Annotated in this window: 18 protein-coding genes; 9 read left to right on the top strand and 9 right to left on the bottom strand. The window is 37.8% G+C overall.

Annotated elements, in window-relative coordinates; all coding sequences use genetic code 11:
* The first annotated feature begins 136 nt into the window (after positions 1-136).
* Positions 137-985 (top strand): MBL fold metallo-hydrolase, encoded by an 849-nt coding sequence (locus CWR45_RS14060; protein ID WP_115750492.1) that lies wholly within the window; start codon positions 137-139, stop codon positions 983-985.
* 205 nt (positions 986-1,190) lie between these two features.
* Here CWR45_RS14060 and CWR45_RS14055 read toward each other — a convergent pair whose 3' ends face one another.
* The 6 genes from CWR45_RS14055 to CWR45_RS14030 all read right to left on the bottom strand — a co-directional run bounded on the left by CWR45_RS14055 (position 1,191) and on the right by CWR45_RS14030 (position 7,088).
* Positions 1,191-2,372, bottom strand: a complete 1,182-nt coding sequence (locus CWR45_RS14055) for a NupC/NupG family nucleoside CNT transporter (protein WP_115750491.1) — start codon at positions 2,370-2,372, stop codon at positions 1,191-1,193.
* 562 nt (positions 2,373-2,934) lie between these two features.
* On the bottom strand, positions 2,935-3,420 hold the full coding sequence (locus CWR45_RS14050; RefSeq protein ID WP_115750490.1) for a staygreen family protein: 486 nt from the start codon (positions 3,418-3,420) through the stop codon (positions 2,935-2,937).
* Between the two features lie 352 nt (positions 3,421-3,772).
* Positions 3,773-3,946: an asparagine synthase gene (locus tag CWR45_RS14045; RefSeq protein WP_115750489.1), complete on the bottom strand. Its 174-nt coding sequence runs from the start codon at positions 3,944-3,946 to the stop codon at positions 3,773-3,775.
* A gap of 230 nt (positions 3,947-4,176) precedes the next feature.
* Positions 4,177-5,121, bottom strand: coding sequence for a methyl-accepting chemotaxis protein (locus CWR45_RS14040; protein WP_115750488.1), 945 nt, complete (start codon positions 5,119-5,121; stop codon positions 4,177-4,179).
* Positions 5,122-5,306: 185 nt separating this feature from the next.
* Positions 5,307-6,017 (bottom strand): ABC transporter ATP-binding protein, encoded by a 711-nt coding sequence (locus CWR45_RS14035; protein ID WP_115750487.1) that lies wholly within the window; start codon positions 6,015-6,017, stop codon positions 5,307-5,309.
* Between the two features lie 3 nt (positions 6,018-6,020).
* A complete protein-coding gene (locus CWR45_RS14030; RefSeq protein ID WP_115750486.1) occupies positions 6,021-7,088 on the bottom strand; it encodes an ABC transporter permease in 1,068 nt (355 codons plus the stop codon).
* Between the two features lie 252 nt (positions 7,089-7,340).
* Here CWR45_RS14030 and CWR45_RS14025 point away from each other — a divergent pair, with 252 nt between their 5' ends.
* Together CWR45_RS14025 and CWR45_RS14020 are read left to right on the top strand one after the other, a co-directional pair.
* Positions 7,341-8,249, top strand: coding sequence for a MerR family transcriptional regulator (locus CWR45_RS14025; protein ID WP_115750642.1), 909 nt, complete (start codon positions 7,341-7,343; stop codon positions 8,247-8,249).
* 455 nt (positions 8,250-8,704) lie between these two features.
* Entirely contained in the window at positions 8,705-9,853 is a 1,149-nt protein-coding gene (locus CWR45_RS14020; RefSeq protein WP_115750485.1) for an ArgE/DapE family deacylase, read from the top strand.
* Positions 9,854-9,958: 105 nt separating this feature from the next.
* On the opposite strand, the gene CWR45_RS19880 is transcribed toward CWR45_RS14020, so the two are convergent.
* Complete coding sequence (locus tag CWR45_RS19880) at positions 9,959-10,159, bottom strand: hypothetical protein (RefSeq protein WP_170138871.1); 201 nt, start codon at positions 10,157-10,159, stop codon at positions 9,959-9,961.
* A 173-nt stretch (positions 10,160-10,332) separates the two neighbouring features.
* Here CWR45_RS19880 and CWR45_RS14015 point away from each other — a divergent pair, with 173 nt between their 5' ends.
* Positions 10,333-10,887: an NADPH-dependent FMN reductase gene (locus CWR45_RS14015; RefSeq protein WP_115750484.1), complete on the top strand. Its 555-nt coding sequence runs from the start codon at positions 10,333-10,335 to the stop codon at positions 10,885-10,887.
* A gap of 105 nt (positions 10,888-10,992) precedes the next feature.
* On the opposite strand, the gene CWR45_RS14010 is transcribed toward CWR45_RS14015, so the two are convergent.
* Positions 10,993-11,472 (bottom strand): GyrI-like domain-containing protein, encoded by a 480-nt coding sequence (locus tag CWR45_RS14010; protein ID WP_115750483.1) that lies wholly within the window; start codon positions 11,470-11,472, stop codon positions 10,993-10,995.
* A 418-nt stretch (positions 11,473-11,890) separates the two neighbouring features.
* Here CWR45_RS14010 and CWR45_RS14005 point away from each other — a divergent pair, with 418 nt between their 5' ends.
* Together CWR45_RS14005 and CWR45_RS14000 are read left to right on the top strand one after the other, a co-directional pair.
* On the top strand, positions 11,891-12,853 hold the full coding sequence (locus CWR45_RS14005; protein WP_115750482.1) for a helix-turn-helix transcriptional regulator: 963 nt from the start codon (positions 11,891-11,893) through the stop codon (positions 12,851-12,853).
* A 275-nt stretch (positions 12,854-13,128) separates the two neighbouring features.
* Positions 13,129-15,117 (top strand): methyl-accepting chemotaxis protein, encoded by a 1,989-nt coding sequence (locus CWR45_RS14000; RefSeq protein ID WP_211315974.1) that lies wholly within the window; start codon positions 13,129-13,131, stop codon positions 15,115-15,117.
* Positions 15,118-15,250: 133 nt separating this feature from the next.
* Here CWR45_RS14000 and ggt read toward each other — a convergent pair whose 3' ends face one another.
* Entirely contained in the window at positions 15,251-17,026 is a 1,776-nt protein-coding gene (ggt, locus tag CWR45_RS13995) for a gamma-glutamyltransferase (protein WP_115750480.1), read from the bottom strand.
* Between the two features lie 680 nt (positions 17,027-17,706).
* Here ggt and CWR45_RS13990 point away from each other — a divergent pair.
* The 3 genes from CWR45_RS13990 (at position 17,707) to CWR45_RS13985 (ending at position 21,060) form a co-directional block, all read left to right on the top strand.
* A complete protein-coding gene (locus tag CWR45_RS13990) occupies positions 17,707-19,074 on the top strand; it encodes an SLC45 family MFS transporter (RefSeq protein WP_115750479.1) in 1,368 nt (455 codons plus the stop codon).
* A complete protein-coding gene (locus tag CWR45_RS20595) occupies positions 19,061-19,192 on the top strand; it encodes a substrate-binding domain-containing protein (protein ID WP_484203127.1) in 132 nt (43 codons plus the stop codon). The genes CWR45_RS13990 and CWR45_RS20595 overlap by 14 nt, the downstream gene beginning before the upstream one ends.
* A 194-nt stretch (positions 19,193-19,386) precedes the next feature.
* The gene (locus CWR45_RS13985) at positions 19,387-21,060 is read left to right on the top strand and encodes a glycoside hydrolase family 13 protein (protein ID WP_115750478.1); all 1,674 of its coding nucleotides are present in this window, start codon (positions 19,387-19,389) and stop codon (positions 21,058-21,060) included.
* The last annotated feature ends 56 nt before the right edge of the window (positions 21,061-21,116 follow it).

Raw genomic sequence — 21,116 nt, 5'->3', positions numbered from 1 at the left:
ATTAGATTAAAGAAGGTTTATATGTTTTATACTCGCTTTATCTATAAAATAGAGGAAGTTTTTTAGAAAATTCACCTATGAGTAAACAACAGCTGTTTGACTAAAAATATAAAAAAAAGAAAGGTGGCAGCACTTTATGCACTCAATTAATAAAATAGGGAAGCATTTTTGGTATATCACTGCAATATCGTTGACAGATCGGCCTATTCTCGGGATGGTGGTTGGCAATAACAAGACATTAATGATTGATGCAGGCAACTCGGAAGACCATACAAATTATTTTTTAAAAGAACTTTTAAAAAGAGAGGTCCCACATCCTGACATGGTTGTTCTTACTCATTGGCATTGGGATCATATCTTTGGTCTTTCAGCATTGCCTAATACCGTTTCGATTGCTTCCAATAAAACAAAAAAAGCAATGGAAGAGCTGATTCCATTTTCATGGTCAGACGATGCATTAGATGAACGAGTGAAAGAAGGAATAGAAATTGAATTTTGCGCGAAGGCAATTAAAGAGGAATACAAGGACCACCGAGATATTAAGGTTGTCTTGCCAGATTTAACTTTTGAAAAACGAGTGGAAATAGATCTGGGCGGGGTAACTTGTATTGTGCAGTATGTTGGAGGAGACCACGCTGCAGATTCAGTAATTGTGTATATCAAAGAAGATAAAATCCTCTTCCTTGCTGACTGTATTTATCCGAATATGTATGCCGCTAGAGAAAACTATACAATCAAGGAAACACTGCGGCTATTAGATGAATTAGAATCATTTGATGCAGATACATATATACCTTCGCATCAAAAGCCAATATCCAAAGAGGAATTTAATCAGGAAGCAGCCAAGCTTAGAACCATTGCGAAATATACAGATAGTTGCGGTGGAGATAAACAGAAAATAATCGAGGAATACGGTAAATACGTAAACAGAGAACTTACAGAAGACGAAATGGTAACAATTACCGACTTTGTAAATGGATATTAAATCGTTTTAGCCAGAAATTATTATTTTATGGGAAATTAGAAAAAGGCAGTGGTAGCGAACCACTGCCTATCTTACAGAAGAGGAAAGTATAAAATCCTCCTATTCAATTCTTGTGACAACAGTTGCCACGTCCAGCTCCAGCGCTAAAGCGTTAGCGAGACTTCCCTCACCTACGTCGCTAAACGGGCGCTTGCGCTTTAGTATTTTATAAAACGAAACTAACGATGATACCTGAAAGGATACTAACAAGTGTAGCACCATATAATAGCTTCAGTCCAAAACTTGCGACTACATTCCCTTGCTTTTCGTTCAGACCTTTAACAGCACCGGTAATAATGCCAATTGATGAGAAGTTGGCGAACGATACAAGGAACACAGAAAGAATCCCAAGTGTACGGGAACTGAATTCATGGCTGCCACCGGATAAATCCAACATCGCGACAAATTCATTGGTCACTAATTTAGTTGCCATAATCCCTCCGGCACTAACTGCCTCTGATAAAGGAATTCCCATTAACAGTGCAAAAGGAGCAAATAGATAACCTAATAGGTGCTGGAAGGAAATGCTGAATATTAGTTCGAACACGTGATTGATTCCTGCCATTAAAGCAATGAACCCAATCAGCATGGCGCCAACGATAACAGCAACCTTAAAACCATCAAGGATATACTCCCCGAGCATTTCAAAAAATGACTGCTTTCTCTGATCCTTTATTACTAACATATCTTCCTCTGGATTTACCTCGTATGGATTAATAATAGAGGCTATGATAAAACCGCCAAATAAATTTAAAACTAATGCTGTGACAACATATTGTGGTTCGAGCATTGTCATATAAGCAGCAACGATGGACATCGATACAGTCGACATTGCCGAAGCACATAGTGTATACATACGCTGTTTCGAAAGTAGTCCAAGTTGTTTCTTTAATGTGATGAAAACTTCGGATTGTCCGACCATCAACGAAGCAACTGCATTATACGATTCAATGGTACCCATCCCATTCACTTTGCTTAATAGCAACCCAATTCCCTTCATAAGGAAAGGCAGAATTCTCAGGTGCTGGAGAATACCAATCAATACAGAAATAAATACGATTGGCAGCAATACAGTTAAAAAGAATGGAGCCTCACCTTCGTTTGCTAAGCCGCCAAATACAAAGTTGACCCCTTCGCTTGCGTATTCGAGCAATTTGTTAAAAAAAGCAGAAATTCCCTGAATGATGATGGAGCCATATTCCGTATTTAACAGTACTACTGAGAAAATAATTTGAATGACAATCATCGTGATAATTGGTTTAAATTTTATCTCTTTTCGATTTGAGCTTACCAGCCAAGCCAAAAACAATACAACAAGAATACCTATAATCGCAATACCATATTTCATATGTAAACCTCCTGATGAATTTAAATAATATATGCACCTCTTGTATATTACCATTATTAAAGTTACCAGAATAGAGATTATTTTATTTATGACTCAATAAATATTTTCCCCAATTCTATAAAAAAGAACCGGGCATAGATTATTCAAGTAAAAATATCTATTCTGTGAGTTTATCCTTAAATTCCAAAGGTATGAAAAATTGAATTCTATACCTATATTAGTTTGTCCTTGTTACAATAAAAAATGTTTCACCGGTTCCGCATACTTTCGCTACGCCGGATTTCAGACAAAAACTTGTTGGATATGGAGGAACGAAAGAACTTACTGAATCACAGCAAGAAGCTTGCCTTAGGAGGTTAATTGAAGGAATTGTTAATAGGCAGAAATTGATGATTAGAGCCAATTCTAACCCCGGAAATGGAACAGAGGATTTAATATAATATTAGGATAAATAATAGGTAAGCTATTAAGGCTTACCTACTTATATTAATAACGAAGTACAGGCAAAGATGGTGCAATTGCTATTGGAATTGACGCAATGTTTTCTTCTGTTGAATTCACATTAATTATTGCGTTCTGTGAGGCTGCCTTTTGGGAAGGTGGCAAAGCTCTCGAAAGTCCCCCAATTTTCGCGCCTTGCAAACTGGGGATAAGTGGACATAAAGTTAACAATGATAGGAGCTTGATCTAAATATGGATATGTTTTGAAGAAATACCTATCACTGTATCGTATCGCATTTAATGCAAGTGGTAATTCACGTCTAAATATTTCATTTCTTTTTGCAGAAGTAGACAGTGAAAATTCCCCTTGATCTACGTATAAACAAACATCAAAAAATAAAGCAGTTCCACATTGTCTCCACTCGCCCAAAACTTCGTCCCTCGAAGGATTAATTTTCCCCCAGGCATAATTCGTTCCGATGTTTAAAAATAGTTCTCCAGTTAAATCGGAGTGCGTTAGTGTGTAACGCCTTGGAATAATGGGTTCGGTAGCAGTAGTACCTTCCATAAATTCTACAGATAGTTTTTCTGGATCAAAAGTGCTCATGTAATCAACTCCCATCTTTTTTTATCATTATGCTGATGGTCGTTGGTCTGTTCGTAAATATAATGAAGAAGGACATAGGTTAAATCCACCCGGACAAGAAAATAATCCACTTATGGGAGAACTGAGCCACTATCATATTTTGATAGTGGCTCAAGATTATTATTGATGCAACGTCTACCACACATTTGCTTATCGTGAACTGATCTATTGTAGTCGCAATATAAATATATACCGAAACCCCTTCACCTGTTGTAAACATGTATTTACAGAATTTCAGTAGCGAAGAAGGCATATCTGTTGATTAGTTGATTATTAGAGAAGGCGAGCATAACACTGCTCGACCTTCCTATTTTTAACGACGATGCTCTACAAGGTCTATTACGCCTAATACTACGTGTGCCAAACCGAAACCAAAAACGGTATTTGCAATCATTTTGTTTGAACCGTGATTTTGTTTCATTGCGTAACCTGCAGCCGTTACAGCTGTCCCTAATGCAGTTGGTATTACTCCTTCACGAATATTCATAGTAAAATCCCCCTACATCGAAGTTAGTTGGTGTTTGTTCACCATCATTATTGTTACCTTTATATGTTCTAATATGCTAATTTTATAAAGGAGAAGTCCTTGAAACAAAGTTTTTAATGACAAAATCATGCATAACCCCATGCTGATTTTAGCATGGGGTTAAAATAAAATTATTTAATTTTTAATCCGCATATTGACACATAACAATAAAGTCATTTAAATTTAAGCGTTTAATATTGTCCTTGTATCTGATCTACTAAAGTTTTTGCTTGTATATCAAGCTGACGGGCTGATTCTCCAATGCCAATAAAAGCATGAACTGCTTGCTCAATACGAGAATGGCAATCAGAAATAATCTTTTCTGAATCTTTGGTTCCAGTACTTATATTTTGCACTTGTTCAATGATTTTTCCGACATTGGAATGTACCTCTTGGGTTGCTTCCTTCGATTGATTTGCTAACTTTCTTACTTCGTTTGCTACAACATTAAAGGCTCGTCCATGTTCTCCAGCATGCGCTGCTTGAATTGCCGCATTCAAAGCTAATAAATTTGTTTGAGAAGCGATATCATTAATCGTTTTCACTATACCGTGAATGGCATCGGTTTGATTAATAAGTGTTTGCAAAATTTCCATGTTTCCATTGGTTTGTTCAATAACTAGGTTAATTGCAGAGGTAACCTCTTGACTACGGGCAATGCCATCATCCGCACGTTTCTTTAGATTCTCTGCCATTTCTTGCAATTCATGTGTTACCTTCGAAGCACCATTTTCACGTGCTGTAATATCCGTAGCGACTTTAATGACGGCTTGTACTTTTTGATTTTTATCTAAAACAGGTGTATAGGTTGCTTCAAGCCATATAACATTCCCTTGCTTCGTCACTCTTTGTATTTTTTCTTGAAAAGACTCTCCATTTCGCAAGTTTCTCCAAAAATTATCATATTCCAGACTTTGAGCAAACTGTGGAATACAGAATTGACGATGATGTGTGTTAGGCAATTCTTCTACACTGTAACCCATCGCTTTTGCAAAATTATGATTTGCCCAAACTACAGTTCCATAAGGATCAAATTCAATCATAGCTAATGAATGTTCTAAAGCAGTAAGTACCGCATCTTTATCTAACACTTGAGTACTAGATAAGGTGTTTTTGGAAAGATAGTCAAACTTCATCTCTATTCAATCTCCTATTATATATTTATCGAACCAATACATAGATAATTTTCAGTAAATACTGAACTAAATTCTACTATAAGTTAGGACTATTGTCATACTAAACGATATCTGCCTTTTTTGTGTAAGTAAAACGACACAAGGAGTTTCGAATTTCCTTGTGTCTCGCATTAAGTAACGGTGTGCTATCGACTTTCTTCAGCAACAAGTGATCTATTCGTATGTTCTTCTGTTTCTGTAAGGACACCATCTGTCATATTGTAAATTTTGTCACAATAGTCCACAAGCCGAATATCATGAGTTACTACAATCGTCGTTGTTTTTTTCTGTTTCGTTACATTTTTTAATAGCTCCATAACTTCATAGGCGCGGTCTGAATCAAGAGAGGCTGTAGGCTCGTCAGCCAAAATAATCGAAGGGTTGCTATACAAAGCTTTAGCGATAGCTACACGCTGACGTTGCCCGCCGGATAAGTCGGAAGGATACTTATTGAGTAAGTCAGCAATTCCCAACTCCTCATAAAGCTGATTTCGGTCCATTTCCGACATATTTCCTTTTTTCACTTTGTCTAATAGTTTCATCTGATTGGCCACCGAGAGAAAGGGAACCAGGTTCGACGCTTGTAACACAAATCCAATTTCTTTGAGTCGTAGCTGTGAACGCTGTTTTTCATTCAAATCGGTCAGATTTTTCCCATTGATCACTACATCGCCTGAGCTTGGTGATAATAATCCTCCAACAATTGTAAGAAAGGTACTTTTCCCAGATCCTGAAGGACCAATAATCGCAATTAATTCCCCGCGATCAGCAATGAAATCTGTTTCCTTTAAGGCATCCACTTTTTTATGACCACTTCCAAAACTCTTCTTTACTTGATGTAACTCTAATACTGCCATTTATTACCCTCCTATCGCTTTCAGCGGATCAATTCGAACAATCGTTAAAACTGAGAAAACCGCACCAGCAGTTGCAACAGCGATCAGAATTAATCCATAGATTATCATTAAGGCCAGGTCAAACGAAACAGGAACTGCTGCTGGTAAAAAAGCTCCTGAAATGAGTGTTAAGACAAAACCTATCACTGTCCCTATAAACGCTAGAATCATGGTTTGCGCCACTACAGACCGAGATAAATATGAACTGGAAATACCTTGAGCCTTCATGACCCCGAACATACTGATCTTCTGCACGGTTAACACATATAAGAAAATCGCTACAATGATCGATGAAATACCAAAAAGGAAGTAAATCATGAAATTTAAGGTAAGCTTTTGTTCTGTATAACCAGGTAAATTTTCAATAAATGTTTCGATTTCAATAGACTCAAGCTCATCATTTTCGGTGAGATTGGAAATGGAATCATCTCGTACAACAATTCCGTTTATTTGATCATTATTCTGTTCAGCTGCCTCACCAAATTTGACTTGGTGGAAGCTAGAAAGGTTTGTATAGAGAACAGGTGCAGCATTAAAGCGAGCGTTGTCTGTAAATCCAACAATCGTTAAACGTTGGTCACTGGAAGACAAGGTTAATTCATCACCTAATTCGAATCCCTCTTCTTTTAATGACCCATCAGCAATAACCTCATATGCTTCTTCAAATGCCCTTCCTTCTGTCACATTTGGCATAAGAAATTCCTTTTGGTTAATGCCAAAGAGAGCGATATTCTGCTTATTGTCACCTTGGCTGGCAATAGCGTTTAGTTGACCGATTACAGCCGTTTCTTTCGCATCAATATCCTCTAGCTGATCGATCGACATGAATGATTGAGGCAAGCTTTTATCTGATTCGTCGGTAAGAATAATTGCTGATGCTTCCCATTTATCAACGGCCTCCCTATTCAGGTCTGCGAGACCAGTCGCAAGTCCAGAGAGAAAGAATACCAGATAAGAAACAAGCATTAAAACCCCTGTAATTAAGGTAAATCGTAGTTTATTTTTTTTAATTTCCTGCCATGCTAAAAACACTCTGTCACTCCCTTTTAACTTAAGATAATAAGTTACGTTTAACAATATTATTAATGGAAATGGATTTTTTGTCAAATGTTTGTATAATAATTAATATAAAACATTATACAAATATCGTGGTATATAATAAGGGATACAGTGGTAATTTCATTTTGTATAACGTTTATCGTGATAACCTTGTACAAGGTAAAGGAATTCGCTATACTAATTATGCCTAATGGATTTGGACAAGTTACTAAGAAGGTGAAATGGATGATACAATCCAATAAAAATGGATTATTTGCCATTCAACAAGTTGCAGATATGACAGGATTATCAAAACAAGTAATTAGAAAATGGGAAGAACGTTATGGCGTTATTCAACCGAAGCGACTTGAAAATGGTTATAGAGTATATCGTCAAGAGGATGTTAAAACGCTTTTGAAAATGAAGTTACTTTCGGAACAAGGACACTCGCTTAAACAAGCAGCTCTTCTTGTAAAAGAAGTGGGAGAAAACCCCGAAGTACCAACATTGAAGGGGAAGGGAGAATCTCTCCATTATGAGCAATGGAATGAGTATGTCTTACTGCTTTTAGAAAAAGGCAGGCACTGTGATGAAGTAGAAATAAATTTTATTCTAAAGCAAGCATATCATCATGTAGGGCTAGACCAATTTTTAACCAATATTGTGGTTCCTTTTTTAAAAGAGGTAGGAAGAAAGTGGGAGACTCATGAGTGGGATGAATATCAGGAATCGGTATCGAGCCTGGTTGTAAGGGATTTTCTTGTTCAAATCAGGCGGAATTATCAATATCGGGAATCTGCTCCATTTGCTCTCGGAGCATGTCTGCCATATGAACATCATGAAGTACCGCTGCATTTGATACTATTGCGTTTCATGCTAAAGGGATGGAAAACTCAATTAATCGGAGCTTCCCCTGCACCCGGCGCAATTGAATCTTTGATAAGTAGACTAAAGCCCAATGTAGTGCTGTTGTCCGCAACAACCACAATACCATTTGAAACAGATCCTCAGCTGCTGCAAAAATTGGATCAATTTGCTGAAAAGCAAAATGACATAGCCTTCTACCTCGGAGGACAAGGATCAGTCAATTATATATCCGACTATAAACCACGGGCCATTCGTGTGACAAATTCCCTTGAAGATATTTTGAAATAAACAAATGGTGATGCATAAGTTAACATGAAACAAGTTGGATATGAAATCTTTATGTGCTTTTACAAAATATAGTTTAGGGTAATGAATTACACTACAGGTGAATTTGATAATTTATCTGTAGTTTTTGTACTCCTTTGGCAGTTTATGTTACGGCAGGAGCACCTGCTAGGTCAGAGACTGTCCTCTTCTCAAATCATTCAAAAAGCTGCTCGAAATTCCACTCTCCTTTAACAATTAATGATATTAATATTATCGATGGATACTGTAAACAATACAATTATGTATGCATGACAAACAGCTGTATAATAGTAAGTGACCTTTATTTCATGGGAATTTTTATTAATCGGTCTTAACCTTGCAGAGTTCTAAAGTGGCTAACTTATTACTGGACTTTCGGCAAAATACAGTAATATTCTTACAGAGAATTGACAGATGATATTTTGGAGGGATTTAGTATGAAACACTTTACAGAAGAAGAAAAGATAAAGATTCTATCTGACATTATAGCGATTAAATCTATTAATGAAAATGAAATCGAAGTGGCAAATTACTTGAAAGATTTATTTGCTGAATATGGCATTGAATCTAAAATTGTTCCGGTTACAGACACTCGTGTTAACTTAGTAGCCGAAATTGGAAGCGGGAGTCCAGTCATTGGCGTTTCTGGTCATATGGATGTCGTTTCTCCTGGTGATGAAAGTGATTGGACAACGGATCCGTTCACATTGACTGAAAGAGACGGAAAATTATACGGACGTGGAACAAATGACATGAAAGCAGGATTAGTAAACCTTGCTTTAGTGATGATTGAACTCAAAGAAAATAATGAACTAAAAAATGGTACTGTCCGTTTTATGGCAACGACTGGTGAAGAAGTCGGTGGTGCAGGTTCTAAAAAATTATACGAAGAAGGCTATATGGATGATGTAGATTATCTATGGGTAGCTGAACCTTCTCATGACACGATTATTTACTCTCACAAAGGATCACTTAACTTTTGTTTAACATCTATTGGTGAAGCGGCACACAGTTCTATGCCTGACCAAGGTTATAATGCGATTAATCCATTGATGGAATATCTATTAGAATTAGACGAAGAGCTGAATGGCGATGATCGTAAAAATGAAGTTCTGGATAAATTGGTTATGAGTACAACGATTTTCAATGCAGGGAATCAAGTAAACTCAGTTCCAGAAAAAGCTGTAGCTGAAATAAACGTACGTACTATTCCCGAATTTGATAACGATGAAGTGATTGAGTTATTCAACACAACAGCTGACAAATACAATAAAGAAGGTTCTAATATAGATGTTGAAGTGACAATGTCATTACCAAGTGTTTTCACTACAGGACAGTCTGAAATGGTTGAACTTGCTAAAGAACTCGGTAAAAAACATTTAGATTTGGAAATTTCCGTTAAAGGTTCGCCAGGGGTGACGGATGCATCCAACTTATTACGAGATAAAGAGGCTAACTTCCCATTCATGATGTTTGGTCCAGGCGAAACAAAAATGGCACATAAAACAGATGAATATGTCTACAAAGATTACTACTTTGCATTTTTCGATATCTATAAGGAGTTAATTTTAGGATTATCGAAATAAAAAGAGATTTGCTAAACAATAAAGAGTTGACCGCCATTTTGGTGGTCAAGTCAAAATTGGCATCGTCTATTTTTCTTTCCAATTGACTGGATTTTTCCAAAAGAATCACAGAGTAAACGGCCCTAGTACATAAATAGATGCGGCCAAACCAGAAATCCCCCCACTAACAATTGCAAAAACATTAAACTTTTTCATAAAAAACCCTCCATTCTTAATAAGACGATTGGATATGCTTGAATATATAATAACTTCAATTTGATATGTTACGATGAGCCTGACCGTAAGTGAAATCAATGGTCCTTGCATTGACTCCTATCCTGGATTAAAATCTACACCTTTTTTATAATAGTTTCAAATAATGAAACTCACTCGTTGTTTCTTGATTTTAATATATAAAAAATCTATACTCTTTGAAGAACGAAGCGATCCAAATAGAAATTGAGATTCTCGTTAACATATAACATTTGGAGGTCAACACAATGAAAGTAGTAGCAATCGTAGGAAGTATTCGTAAAGATTCATATAATTTACAATTGGCAAAACACGTTCAAAAACGTTATGCAGATAAATTTGAATTGGAGATTTTAGACTTAGCTTCATTGCCAATGTACAACCAAGATATCGAATTAGATGCAACACAAGAAGTTCTTGATTTCAAAGCGAAAGTCAAAGAAGCTGATGCCGTTCTTTGGGTAACACCTGAATACAATTCAACTATTCCTGGTGTGTTAGGAAATGCAATTGATTGGTTAAGCCGAGTAGATCAAGTAATGCATGGTAAACCATCAATTATTATGGGGTCTTCAATGGGTATTTTAGGTTCAGTTAAAGCACAAATGCACCTAAGAGATATCTTATTTGCGGGTGGATTAAATTCTCCAGTCTTTGGTGGAAATGAAGTATATGTAGGTACAGTCCATGAGAAATTTGACACTGAAGGAAACTTAACAGATGAAGCAACGAATGCTTTCTTAGATGATGTCATTGCAAAATTCCAAGAATGGGTAAAGCCATACATTAAACAATATGCTTAATTTAACAGACACCTCTTCAAAATGATGAAGGGGTGTTTTTAAGTGTTTGTACAAAGGGCGGAGGGCAAGGTTGAAGTGAACCTTGTCCTTCCGCCATATATCTCACTATTTCCTTACAACAGGAATCCACATTTCACCATAAACTAAGCCATCTCTCTTACCCATCACAACAGCTGCATTTGGTCCGCCGACATAGGCCACGTGATTTGCTGCTGGCAAGACTTCCCCAAAGGCAATGCCAGTAAGCTTGTTACTCAACTCTTCATCCGTATTTGCTTCCCCTTTAACGACTACATATTCCCCTTTAGGAAATTGGATAACTCTAGACGCTTCTGGTAAGGATTGCTCTGTCATGACACCTGCATAATGCATCATCTTGTTATTTACTGCTTCGTTGACAACAAAAATATAGTCATTTGTAGCGATAGCTTTTAGCGCATCAAGCCTTCCATCCTCATTGACAGCCTGCCAAAAATCGGCCTTTTCCTTGTTGATGCCAGCATAGTCTGTGTAATCACTTTTAAGCTCAGTACCAATACCTAAAACGGTAAAGCTTTCTTTTTCTTCTAATGTATAATCTGCCATATTCAAAACCATCCTCTTCTTTAAATTTTTCGCAATGTAACTGGCTGTAAGACTCCCACTTCAAGGATTGAGTAAACTCGAAAATTCTAAATTGGAGATCAACAGCCAGTAACGGCCCGATTGGTTCAACTAATATTCAGTGAGGGGTGAAAAGACCCCCCACTGAATAAAGTTTCACTTTATCGCAGTGTAACTGGCTGTAAGACTCCGACTTAAAGGATTGAGTAAACTCGAAAATTCTAGGTGGGAGATCAACAGCCAGTAACGGCCCGATTGGTTCAACTAATATTCAGAGAGGGGTGAAAAGAACCCCCCGCTAAATAAAGTTTCACCTTATCAAATGACTTGTATCCTCCACTTGATAGTTATATGATACCCTTAAAACGTGTCAAAAAATGATACTGTTTAGGAGGTTCCGATGAAAAAAGTTGAACGGATTAATGTTATCATGCGGTATATTAACAACCGCGCCCACTTTACAATTTCTGAGATCATGCAGGAATTTAATATCTCTAGGTCGACAGCTATTCGAGATATTCGAGAAATTGAAGCAATGGGAATGCCGCTTGTCGCTGAAGTTGGCAGGGATGGGGGTTATTCTGTCATGAACAATTCTGTCTTGCCCGATGTTCGCTTTACTGATAATGAGATTAAAGCCCTTTTTATTGCCTTTATGGCGACAAGAAATCAGCAGCTTCCCTATTTAAAGAGTCGTCACTCTTTAGCTGAAAAATTACTGGGCCTCCTTTCAGAAAACCAGCAAGAAACCCTAGTTCTTTTAAATCAGCTCTTACTTTTCGAAGGGACAAACCCACATAATCCCGACCTGCTTGATTTATCAGATCTCCCACATCCGATATTAGAAAAACTCATTCAAATTCTCCTTTTGGATCGCTATTTATTGATTACCATCAAAGAAGAGAATGAAATAAAGTCCCATGCCATTTATCTTTTGCACCTTTATCGTGAAAAAGGCCTTTGGCTGATTGAAGGCTTTAACTTAAAGGAAGAAAAGAGACAGATTTTCCCTGTCGACAACCTCGTTGATGTTAAACTCTACCCGAAGAAAAAAAGACTAGGCAGGAATAAGATTTTAGAAAAACTAAGAAAGCAGGAAGAAGTTATCAACCTTGTGATAGAACTTGGTCCAAGGGCGATTACCCAATTCAAAAAATACCATCCTTTAAAATTATCCATTTCCTATACGAATCCTTACCAAACCACAGCCATATTAAAGACTTTTATCAATGTTAATAATCGCGAAGAATTAAACGAGATAACAAATTGGGTCCTTTTCCTAGGTAACGATATTACTGTCAGGGAAATGCCAGAAGCCGTTATAGAAATGTTGCAAGAGAGAGTATCTTTATATTGCCCATAATCGGTGCGAGTAAATGCCGTGGTATTCTTTTTTTGGGGATAATATCATTGATTAAGGAATTAGATGGTAAGGAAGAAGCTCCAAAATGTTGAAATACGATAGGTGTCTAGGAAAGATTATTATCCTAACAAGCAGCAATTTATCAATGCTGCTTGTTTTTATGTCCCGTGGTAAAAAGTACCAATTAATTTCTCGCCATATAATCTCAATAAGGCACTCTGGCTACCGATAAAGTAATAGATTAAAAAATGATGCGAAATGAGAGGATAGTCAGAGTGAAGGGTATAAAAGCAAAACTAATTATTTATTTTTCCACGTTAATTGTAATAGGATCTTGTGTGTTAGGAATCTTTGTTTCAATCGGTGCTAGAGATGCAATTATTACCGAAGCAGAAATTGGGCTAGATGCCTTTTCTAATGAAGCAGCAATTAGTACCCAAGCCAAAGTGGATATTCAAATAGAATCGTTAGCTGTTTTGGCAGGTACCGAGAATGTTCAAAGTATGGATTGGGAAAATCAAAGACCAGAATTAATGAAACAAGTGGAAAATGGGCATTTTATAACGCTTGCGATTGTTAATCCAGATGGCGAGGCCCATTTCGTTGATGGCTCTACCTTACAAGTCGGAGAAGAGAATTATGTGAAATCTGCTTTCAATGGCGAAGCGAATGTATCTGATTTGATTGTAGATGAAGCAACTAAGGAGTTAACGCTCATGTTCTCTGCTCCTATTGAACGTGATGGCAGAATCGTAGGCGTGCTCATTGGTCAAAGAGATGGAAATACGTTAAGTGAGATTGCGGAAGCGATTGTTTATGGTGAAAATGGTTATGGTTTTATTGTCAATACGAACGGAACGGTTGTTGGACATCCAAATCGTGAATTTGTATCTGAGCAATTTACACCTATCGAAGCAGCAAAGAATGATTCAGAGGTACAATCATTAGGCGACTTAGTTAACAATATGATTAAAGAAAAAGGAGGAGTAGGTAAATATAGCTTCAACGGCAAAGACCTTTATACTGGATATGCCACTATTGAGGGTACAGAATGGATTTTAGGTATTAATGCAGATGTAGAAGAAGTTCAATCGGCTATTCCGACACTACTGAGAAATATTGTAATTGTTACGATAATCATTTTAGCAGTGAGTATCGTTATTGCCTATTTCATTGGAAATGCGATTACACATCCTATTATTAGTATTATTGGGCATTCGAAAAAAATAGCCGACTTAAATCTAACAGAGAATGTTCCAGAAGCTCTTCTTAAAAAGAAGGATGAAATTGGAGCTTTATCAATAGCACTCCAAACGATTACAGATAGTCTTAAAGAAGTGATTAGCGGGATTAGTCAGTCAGCGGAACAAGTTTCTGCCTCTTCCGAGGAGTTAACAGCAACCTCACAAACCTCTGCAGCTGCATCAGAAGAAATAGCGCATGCCGTGCAGGGAATTGCAAGCGGTGCCTCGGAGCAAGCGCGGAATACAGAAGAAGGCTCTAATAAGGCAAATATTTTAGGTGAGTTAATTGAAAATGATCAATCCTATGTGAAAGAAGTTAATTCTGCCTCACAAAGGGTGAATAAAGCGGTAGAAGAAGGGTTAATGGAAATTCAAAACTTAACAAACATTTCCAGTGAAACGAGTGAAGCGACGGGCAAAGTCCATCAAGGAATTCTTAAAACGAATGATAGTGCGAATAAGATTGGAGAAGCTAGCAGTGTGATTGCCAATATAGCAGAGCAGACGAACTTATTGGCATTAAATGCTGCAATTGAAGCAGCTCGAGCAGGTGAATCAGGAAAAGGTTTTTCTGTGGTAGCAGAAGAAATTAGAAAACTAGCGGAGCAATCAGCAAATTCAACTAAATATATTGCGAATATCGTCAAGGAATTACAGAATAATTCAAAGAGCTCCGTTGAAATCATGGAAAGTGTTTCTTCTATTTTAGGAAAACAAGAAGAAAGCATGAATGTAAGTAAGGTGAAATACACGGCCATCAATGAAGCCATGAAGATTGCAGGGAAGGCTGTTGAAAAGCTAAATGCATCCAGTGAAGAAACAGAAAAAATGAAGGATGAAATTTTCGATGCTCTCCAAAACCTTGCAGCGATTGCCCAAGAAAATGCCGCCTCAACAGAGGAAGTATCAGCATCTATTGAAGAGCAATCGGCTTCCATGGAAGAGATCTCTAGGGCCAGTGAGGACCTCTCAAATCTGGCACAAAATCTGCAGTCCATTGTGATGAAATTTGATGTGTAAATAATTTGAAAAGGAGATGAATGTCGTTGGTCATCTCCTTTTTCTATTGGTGGATCTTTTAGACTTGGTGTATTTGACGGTAAAATTGGGAGTACTTTTATGCTAGTCAAGCATAATTTATATGTCTATCTATTTATTTACCTCTCTTTTTCCCTTTCAACTCAACTCCAATAGCAGCACCGTTTCTGCTATCATCTGCAACCCCCTTAAACATTCCAGATTCATGATCAATTAAAATACTTTGTACATTTCCAATGGTTGTAGGGCTTGCTCCGAATGAATGTCCCATCGCATTTAGCTGATTTAGGATGCTTCTTGGAATATCTGTTTCATAGCGATAGGAACTAAGGTTGTTCGAATAGATTCGTGGCTCTGCAATGGCATCTTCTAGACTCAGATCGTATGCAAGTGTATGTATAATCGTTTGCAGTACAGTTGTAATAATAGTAGGGCCACCAGGTGACCCAACGGTTAATACAGGCTTACCGTCCTCGAAGACAATTGTCGGTGTCATACTGCTTAGTGGACGTTTATTTGGCTGTACTTCATTTGCACCACCTGGGACTGCATCAAAATCGGTTAATTCATTATTCAACATGAATCCATATCCAGGCACCATGATGCCTGTACCGAAAACTTGTTCAATTGTCGTTGTATAAGATACGACATTTCCATACTTATCCGCCACTGTAAAATGCGTTGTTTCACCGTATTGGCTGTTCTCTGGCTGTTCAGTAGGTTGATAGTTAGGTGTGCCTTCTTCGTATCGCCACGGATCGCCTGCTGCCGGATTTAGATTGACAGTGTTTAGGTCGACTAAAGCTTGTCGTTCTTTAAGGTAGTCTGGATGAAGCAGCCCCTGAACTGGAACATCGACAAATTCTGGATCACCGGCATAGGCAGCACGATCTGCATAGGCAAGATGCATCGTTTCAGCGAGCAGGTGATATTTCTCTAAAGATCTTATATCATATTGAGATAAATCTAATCCATCCAATATCCCTAGCATTTGCAGCAGGAAGACACCACCAGAGCTAGGTGGAGGCATACTCGCAATATCATAGCCCTCATATTCTCCCCATATCGGGTCATCGATTGTGATATCATAGTTTGCTAGATCATCTGCTGTCATTGATCCACCAAAATCCTGTACCGTAGCTGCTAATGCATCGGCAATTTCTCCATTATAGAAAACATCTGTACCATGTGAACGGATTAATTTTAGTGTGTTGGCTAGATCCTCCTGAACAAGAAGATCTCCTTCACGTATCGGCTCACCATCAGGTAAGAAAACTTCTGCTGCCGCACTTTGCATCAGCTTGTCTCGATTATCTGCAACAGTTTCTGCTAAATAATCATTTACTGGAAATCCTTTTTGCGCAAGTTTGACGGCAGGTCCGATTAACTGCTGCATTGGACGAGAACCCCATATTTCGTGAGCTTCTTCAAGCCCTTTAAGCGTACCTGGCACCCCGACGGCTGTACCATGCTGTACACGCTCATTAAAAGGAACCGGATTACCTTCTTCATCTAAAAACATATCTGATGTAGCGCCAGCGGGAGCTCGCTCACGACTGTTCACAATGGTTATTTCCTCTGTTTCTCCGTCGTATACCATCATGAATCCACCTCCGCCAATCCCGGACATCATTGGTTCAACAACGGTCAATGCATATTGAACAGCGATTGCTGCATCAATCGCATTCCCACCTTTTCTAAGCACCTCTGCCCCTATTTGGGTAGCCAATCCATGTGATGTAGAAACCATTCCACCGTCTGCTGTTGCTACTAATTCAAATTTGTCATAATCCGTTTCTAATTTTTTTGCATAACCCGTTGATGGAACTGTTCCTACGATGAAAAACATAATGAATAATATGGCAATCGGACGATTAATAAATTTTCTCATCGATTTCCTCCTTTAGAATGGTATACATGAAAATTGATTAGTATCAAAAATAGCTCCTTTCTTACGTAACTGTTTGACTATACATTCGTTATTCCAATTTGGTTATCCTTCAATAATACGAAAAACGGTAGAATTGGCATAGACTCTTATATTAATAGAGGAATTTAGTAATGGAGATAATGGATTTAAGCTTGGAGATAGGGAAATAGCGTCAGTCCTCCCCATTCAATTTCCTCAGAGTTAATTTTTTGGTCGGAGTAATCAGCGTAATTTTTATCGAATTGAATTATTTTTAGGGCTGTCTAAATATGGAAAACTCTTTTACACTGGTAATCTCAAGGTATGCAATTATATTCATGTTCTTATAGAAGTTTATGCAAACGATTGCGCAAATTTGTAAATTGATATATAATACTTAATGTTCTAATATTTAATTTTGTTAGTACATAGCCCCTTAAGCCTTTTAGGCATAAATCTCGGTTTTAATGCAAACGATTGCACAATCTCACGAATTATTGAGGGATTAAAAAGGATGCATTATTGTTTAAAAGTTATTTAACTGCAGGTAGAAAAGATAACGCTTTCTTTCTTCTTGCATAAGTCAGCTGCGATTATCGCCAATAAGTATTGGCGGTAGCAATTTATCTAAAAAATTTATAGGTCACAGGAGGGTAAACGTAATGCTTGAAGCAAAATCGATAGACAATCATGAAAAAGCACCTAAGCAATCACTACCTAATTTACCAATTAGTACGATATGGATGATTAGTTTTGGGTTTTTAGGTGTACAAATGGCATTCTCATTGCAAAGTTCAAATATGGGGCGTATCTTCCAGACGCTTGGAGCCGATCCGACGCAATTAGGCTTCTTCTTTATTCTGCCACCACTGGCAGGTTTAGTTGTCCAGCCAATTGTCGGGTATTTATCTGATCGTACATGGATTCCAAAACTAGGTCGTCGTATTCCATATCTCATTGTGGGAACTATTGTGGCAGTAATTGTCATGTTCCTGCTCCCAAATGCCGGTAGTTTTGGCTTTGGTTTTGGTTCAGTGCTGGCACTAACCTTTGGTGCAGTTGCGATTCTGTTTATGGACTTGTCATCAAATGTTGCAATGCAGCCTTTCAAAATGATGGTTGGTGACATGGTTAACGAAAAACAAAAAGGGTTTGCCTATTCGATTCAAAGTTTTCTCTCAAATAGTGGTGCAGTATTAGCTAGTATTTTCCCTTTTATCCTAACTATAATGGGTGTGGCTAACAGTGCGCCAAAAGGGGTTGTACCGCCGTCTGTTGTCATTTCCTTTTATGCAGGGGCAATCATCCTGATAATCTGCAGCCTGTTTACAATATTTAAGGTTAAAGAATATTCACCAGCAGAATATGCTGCATATCACGGCATTACAGAAGAGTCTAATAAAGAGAAAGTAGGCATGCTGCAATTGCTTCGTAAAGCTCCCAAAGTATTTTGGACGATTACGAATGTGCAATTCTTCTGCTGGATGGGCTTCCAGTATTTATGGACATATGGTACAGGAGCAATTTCCGCAAATGTTTGGAATACGTCTGATCCAACGACAGCTGCTTACCAGAGTGCTGGTAACTGGTTTGGTATGCTGTCAGCTGTCCAGGCAATTGGAGCCGTATTGTGGTCACTTGTTTTGACCCGAGTACAGAGCGACAAGCGCAAACCTGCATATGCCCTTAGTCTAGTTCTTGGTGGTATCGGGTTTAGTTCCGTATTCTTTATTCATAATCAATGGCTACTAATTGTTTCATTTGCTCTGATTGGGATAGCTTGGGCGGCGATGATGACATTTCCATTTACGATTCTTACTAATGCCTTATCAGGCGAAAAATTGGGAACGTATCTTGGACTATTTAATGGCAGTATCTGTTTACCGCAAATCATTGCATCTTGTTTAAGCTTTATCCTATTCCCTGCAATAGGATCGTCGATGCCAGCTATGATTTTAATTTCAGGTATTCTGCTTGTCATTGGTGCACTTTCTGTTTCCATAATTAAAGAAACAAGTGCCAGTCAATAAAGATAAATGTGTACCGGGCGATGTTAGTATCATTAGCTTTAATAACACGCAGCTAACGAATTATTCTGACCCAATCTTGACATCTATTGATAGCCCAAATCTTCCAATTAGGTTATGAATCAGCAAGATGTCTTATTGAAGAAATAAAAGATCCATCCCAGTTTAAGAGGCGTATTATTATTCCAACGATTATTGTGGAAAGAAAGTCAACGCTTCCTCTAAACGGCGAGTGAAATATTTCATTGCTTGGCCAGACTTTGTTTAGATGAAAAAGTTTTATAGATTGGCCTTGTCTGTCAAGGAGGAAAATAAATGGAAAGAAAATGGTGGAAAGAAGCGGTAGCATATCAAGTTTATCCACGAAGCTTTATGGATTCGAACGGAGATGGGATTGGAGATATTCAAGGCATCATTTCCAAGCTGGATTATATAAAAGAGCTTGGCATCGATGTAATATGGATTAGTCCTATCTATAAATCACCAAATGATGATAATGGATATGATATTAGCGACTATAAAGACATTATGAGCGAATTTGGGACAATGGATGACTTTAATGAGTTATTAGAGGAAACACATGCCCGTGGGATGAAGCTGATTATGGACCTTGTGATTAACCATACGTCTGATGAGCATCCATGGTTCATTGAGTCGAAATCCTCTAAAAATAATCCATATCGTGATTACTATATTTGGCGTCCAGGAAAGAACGGGAAGGAACCGAATAACTGGGAATCCATCTTCGGCGGATCTGCCTGGGAATATGACGAGAAAACAGATGAATACTTTCTGCATGTCTTCTCAAGAAAGCAGCCAGATTTAAATTGGGAGAACCCACTTGTACGCAAGGATTTATATGAAATGGTTAATTGGTGGCTGGATAAAGGGATTGATGGCTTCCGTGTCGATGCAATCTCCCATATTAAAAAGGCTCCTAATTTACCAGACTTACCAAATCCGAAAAAACTAAAGTATGTGTCATCCTTTGATGGACATATGAATCAGGATGGTATTCAAGAATTTTTGGAAGAACTGAAAAAGGAAACATTTGATAAATACGATATTATGACCGTTGGGGAAGCGAATGGTGTAAGTGTAAAAGAAGCAGATGAATGGGTAGGCGAAGAAAAAGGGAAATTTAATATGGTCTTCCAATTCGAGCATCTTGATCTTTGGGGTAAAAGCAGCACAGGTGGCCTCGATATTCATTCATTAAAAGAAACGCTGACAAAATGGCAAAACGGGCTTGATGGCGTTGGCTGGAATGCCCTATTCCTTGAAAATCATGACCAACCCCGTTCTGTTTCGTCTTGGGCAGATGATGATAAATATAGAGTTGAATCTGCAAAATGCTTAACGACGATGTACTTCCTAATGCAGGGTACTCCTTTTATTTATCAAGGACAGGAAATAGGCATGACGAATGTTCAATTCGATTCAATTGATGATTATCGAGATGTATCATCAAAAAATCTATATCAAAATGAAACAGAAGCTGGCAAAACGCATCAGGAAATCATGGAGATTATCTGGAAAAATGGACGGGATAATTCGAGAACTCCAATGCAGTGGAATAACGGGAAAAATGCAGGATTCACAACAGGAACACCATGGATAAAAACGAATCCAAATTACAAGAATATTAATGTAGCAGATGCATTGCAAGACCCAGATTCCGTTTATACTTACTATAAAAAGCTGATTAAGCTAAGAAAGCAACACAATGTAATGGTTTATGGGCATTATAGTTTAATTTTGCCTAAACATGAAAAGATCTATGCCTATACAAGGACACAGGATGATGACATGATGCTAGTAATCACGAACCTTTTTGCTGAAGAAGCAACGTTCAGCATGCCATCAAATCTTAAGAGTCTTTCGTATGAGCTATGCCTCTCCAATTATGAGGTAGATTTAATGGAAAGTGTTAGCGAATTTACGTTAAAGCCATATGAAGCAAGAGTATATAAGTTAAGTCGTAAATAGTTAAGGATATTGTTGGGCGCTGAGTTTCTCAGCGCCTTTTTTTGCATGTAAAGTTA

Origin of the sequence: Oceanobacillus chungangensis, assembly GCF_003369565.1 — a bacterium.
Lineage (GTDB): Bacteria > Bacillota > Bacilli > Bacillales > Amphibacillaceae > Oceanobacillus > Oceanobacillus chungangensis.
The sequence above is the reverse complement of the archived record's forward strand: the minus strand, read 5'-3'. Positions and strand labels throughout refer to the sequence as shown.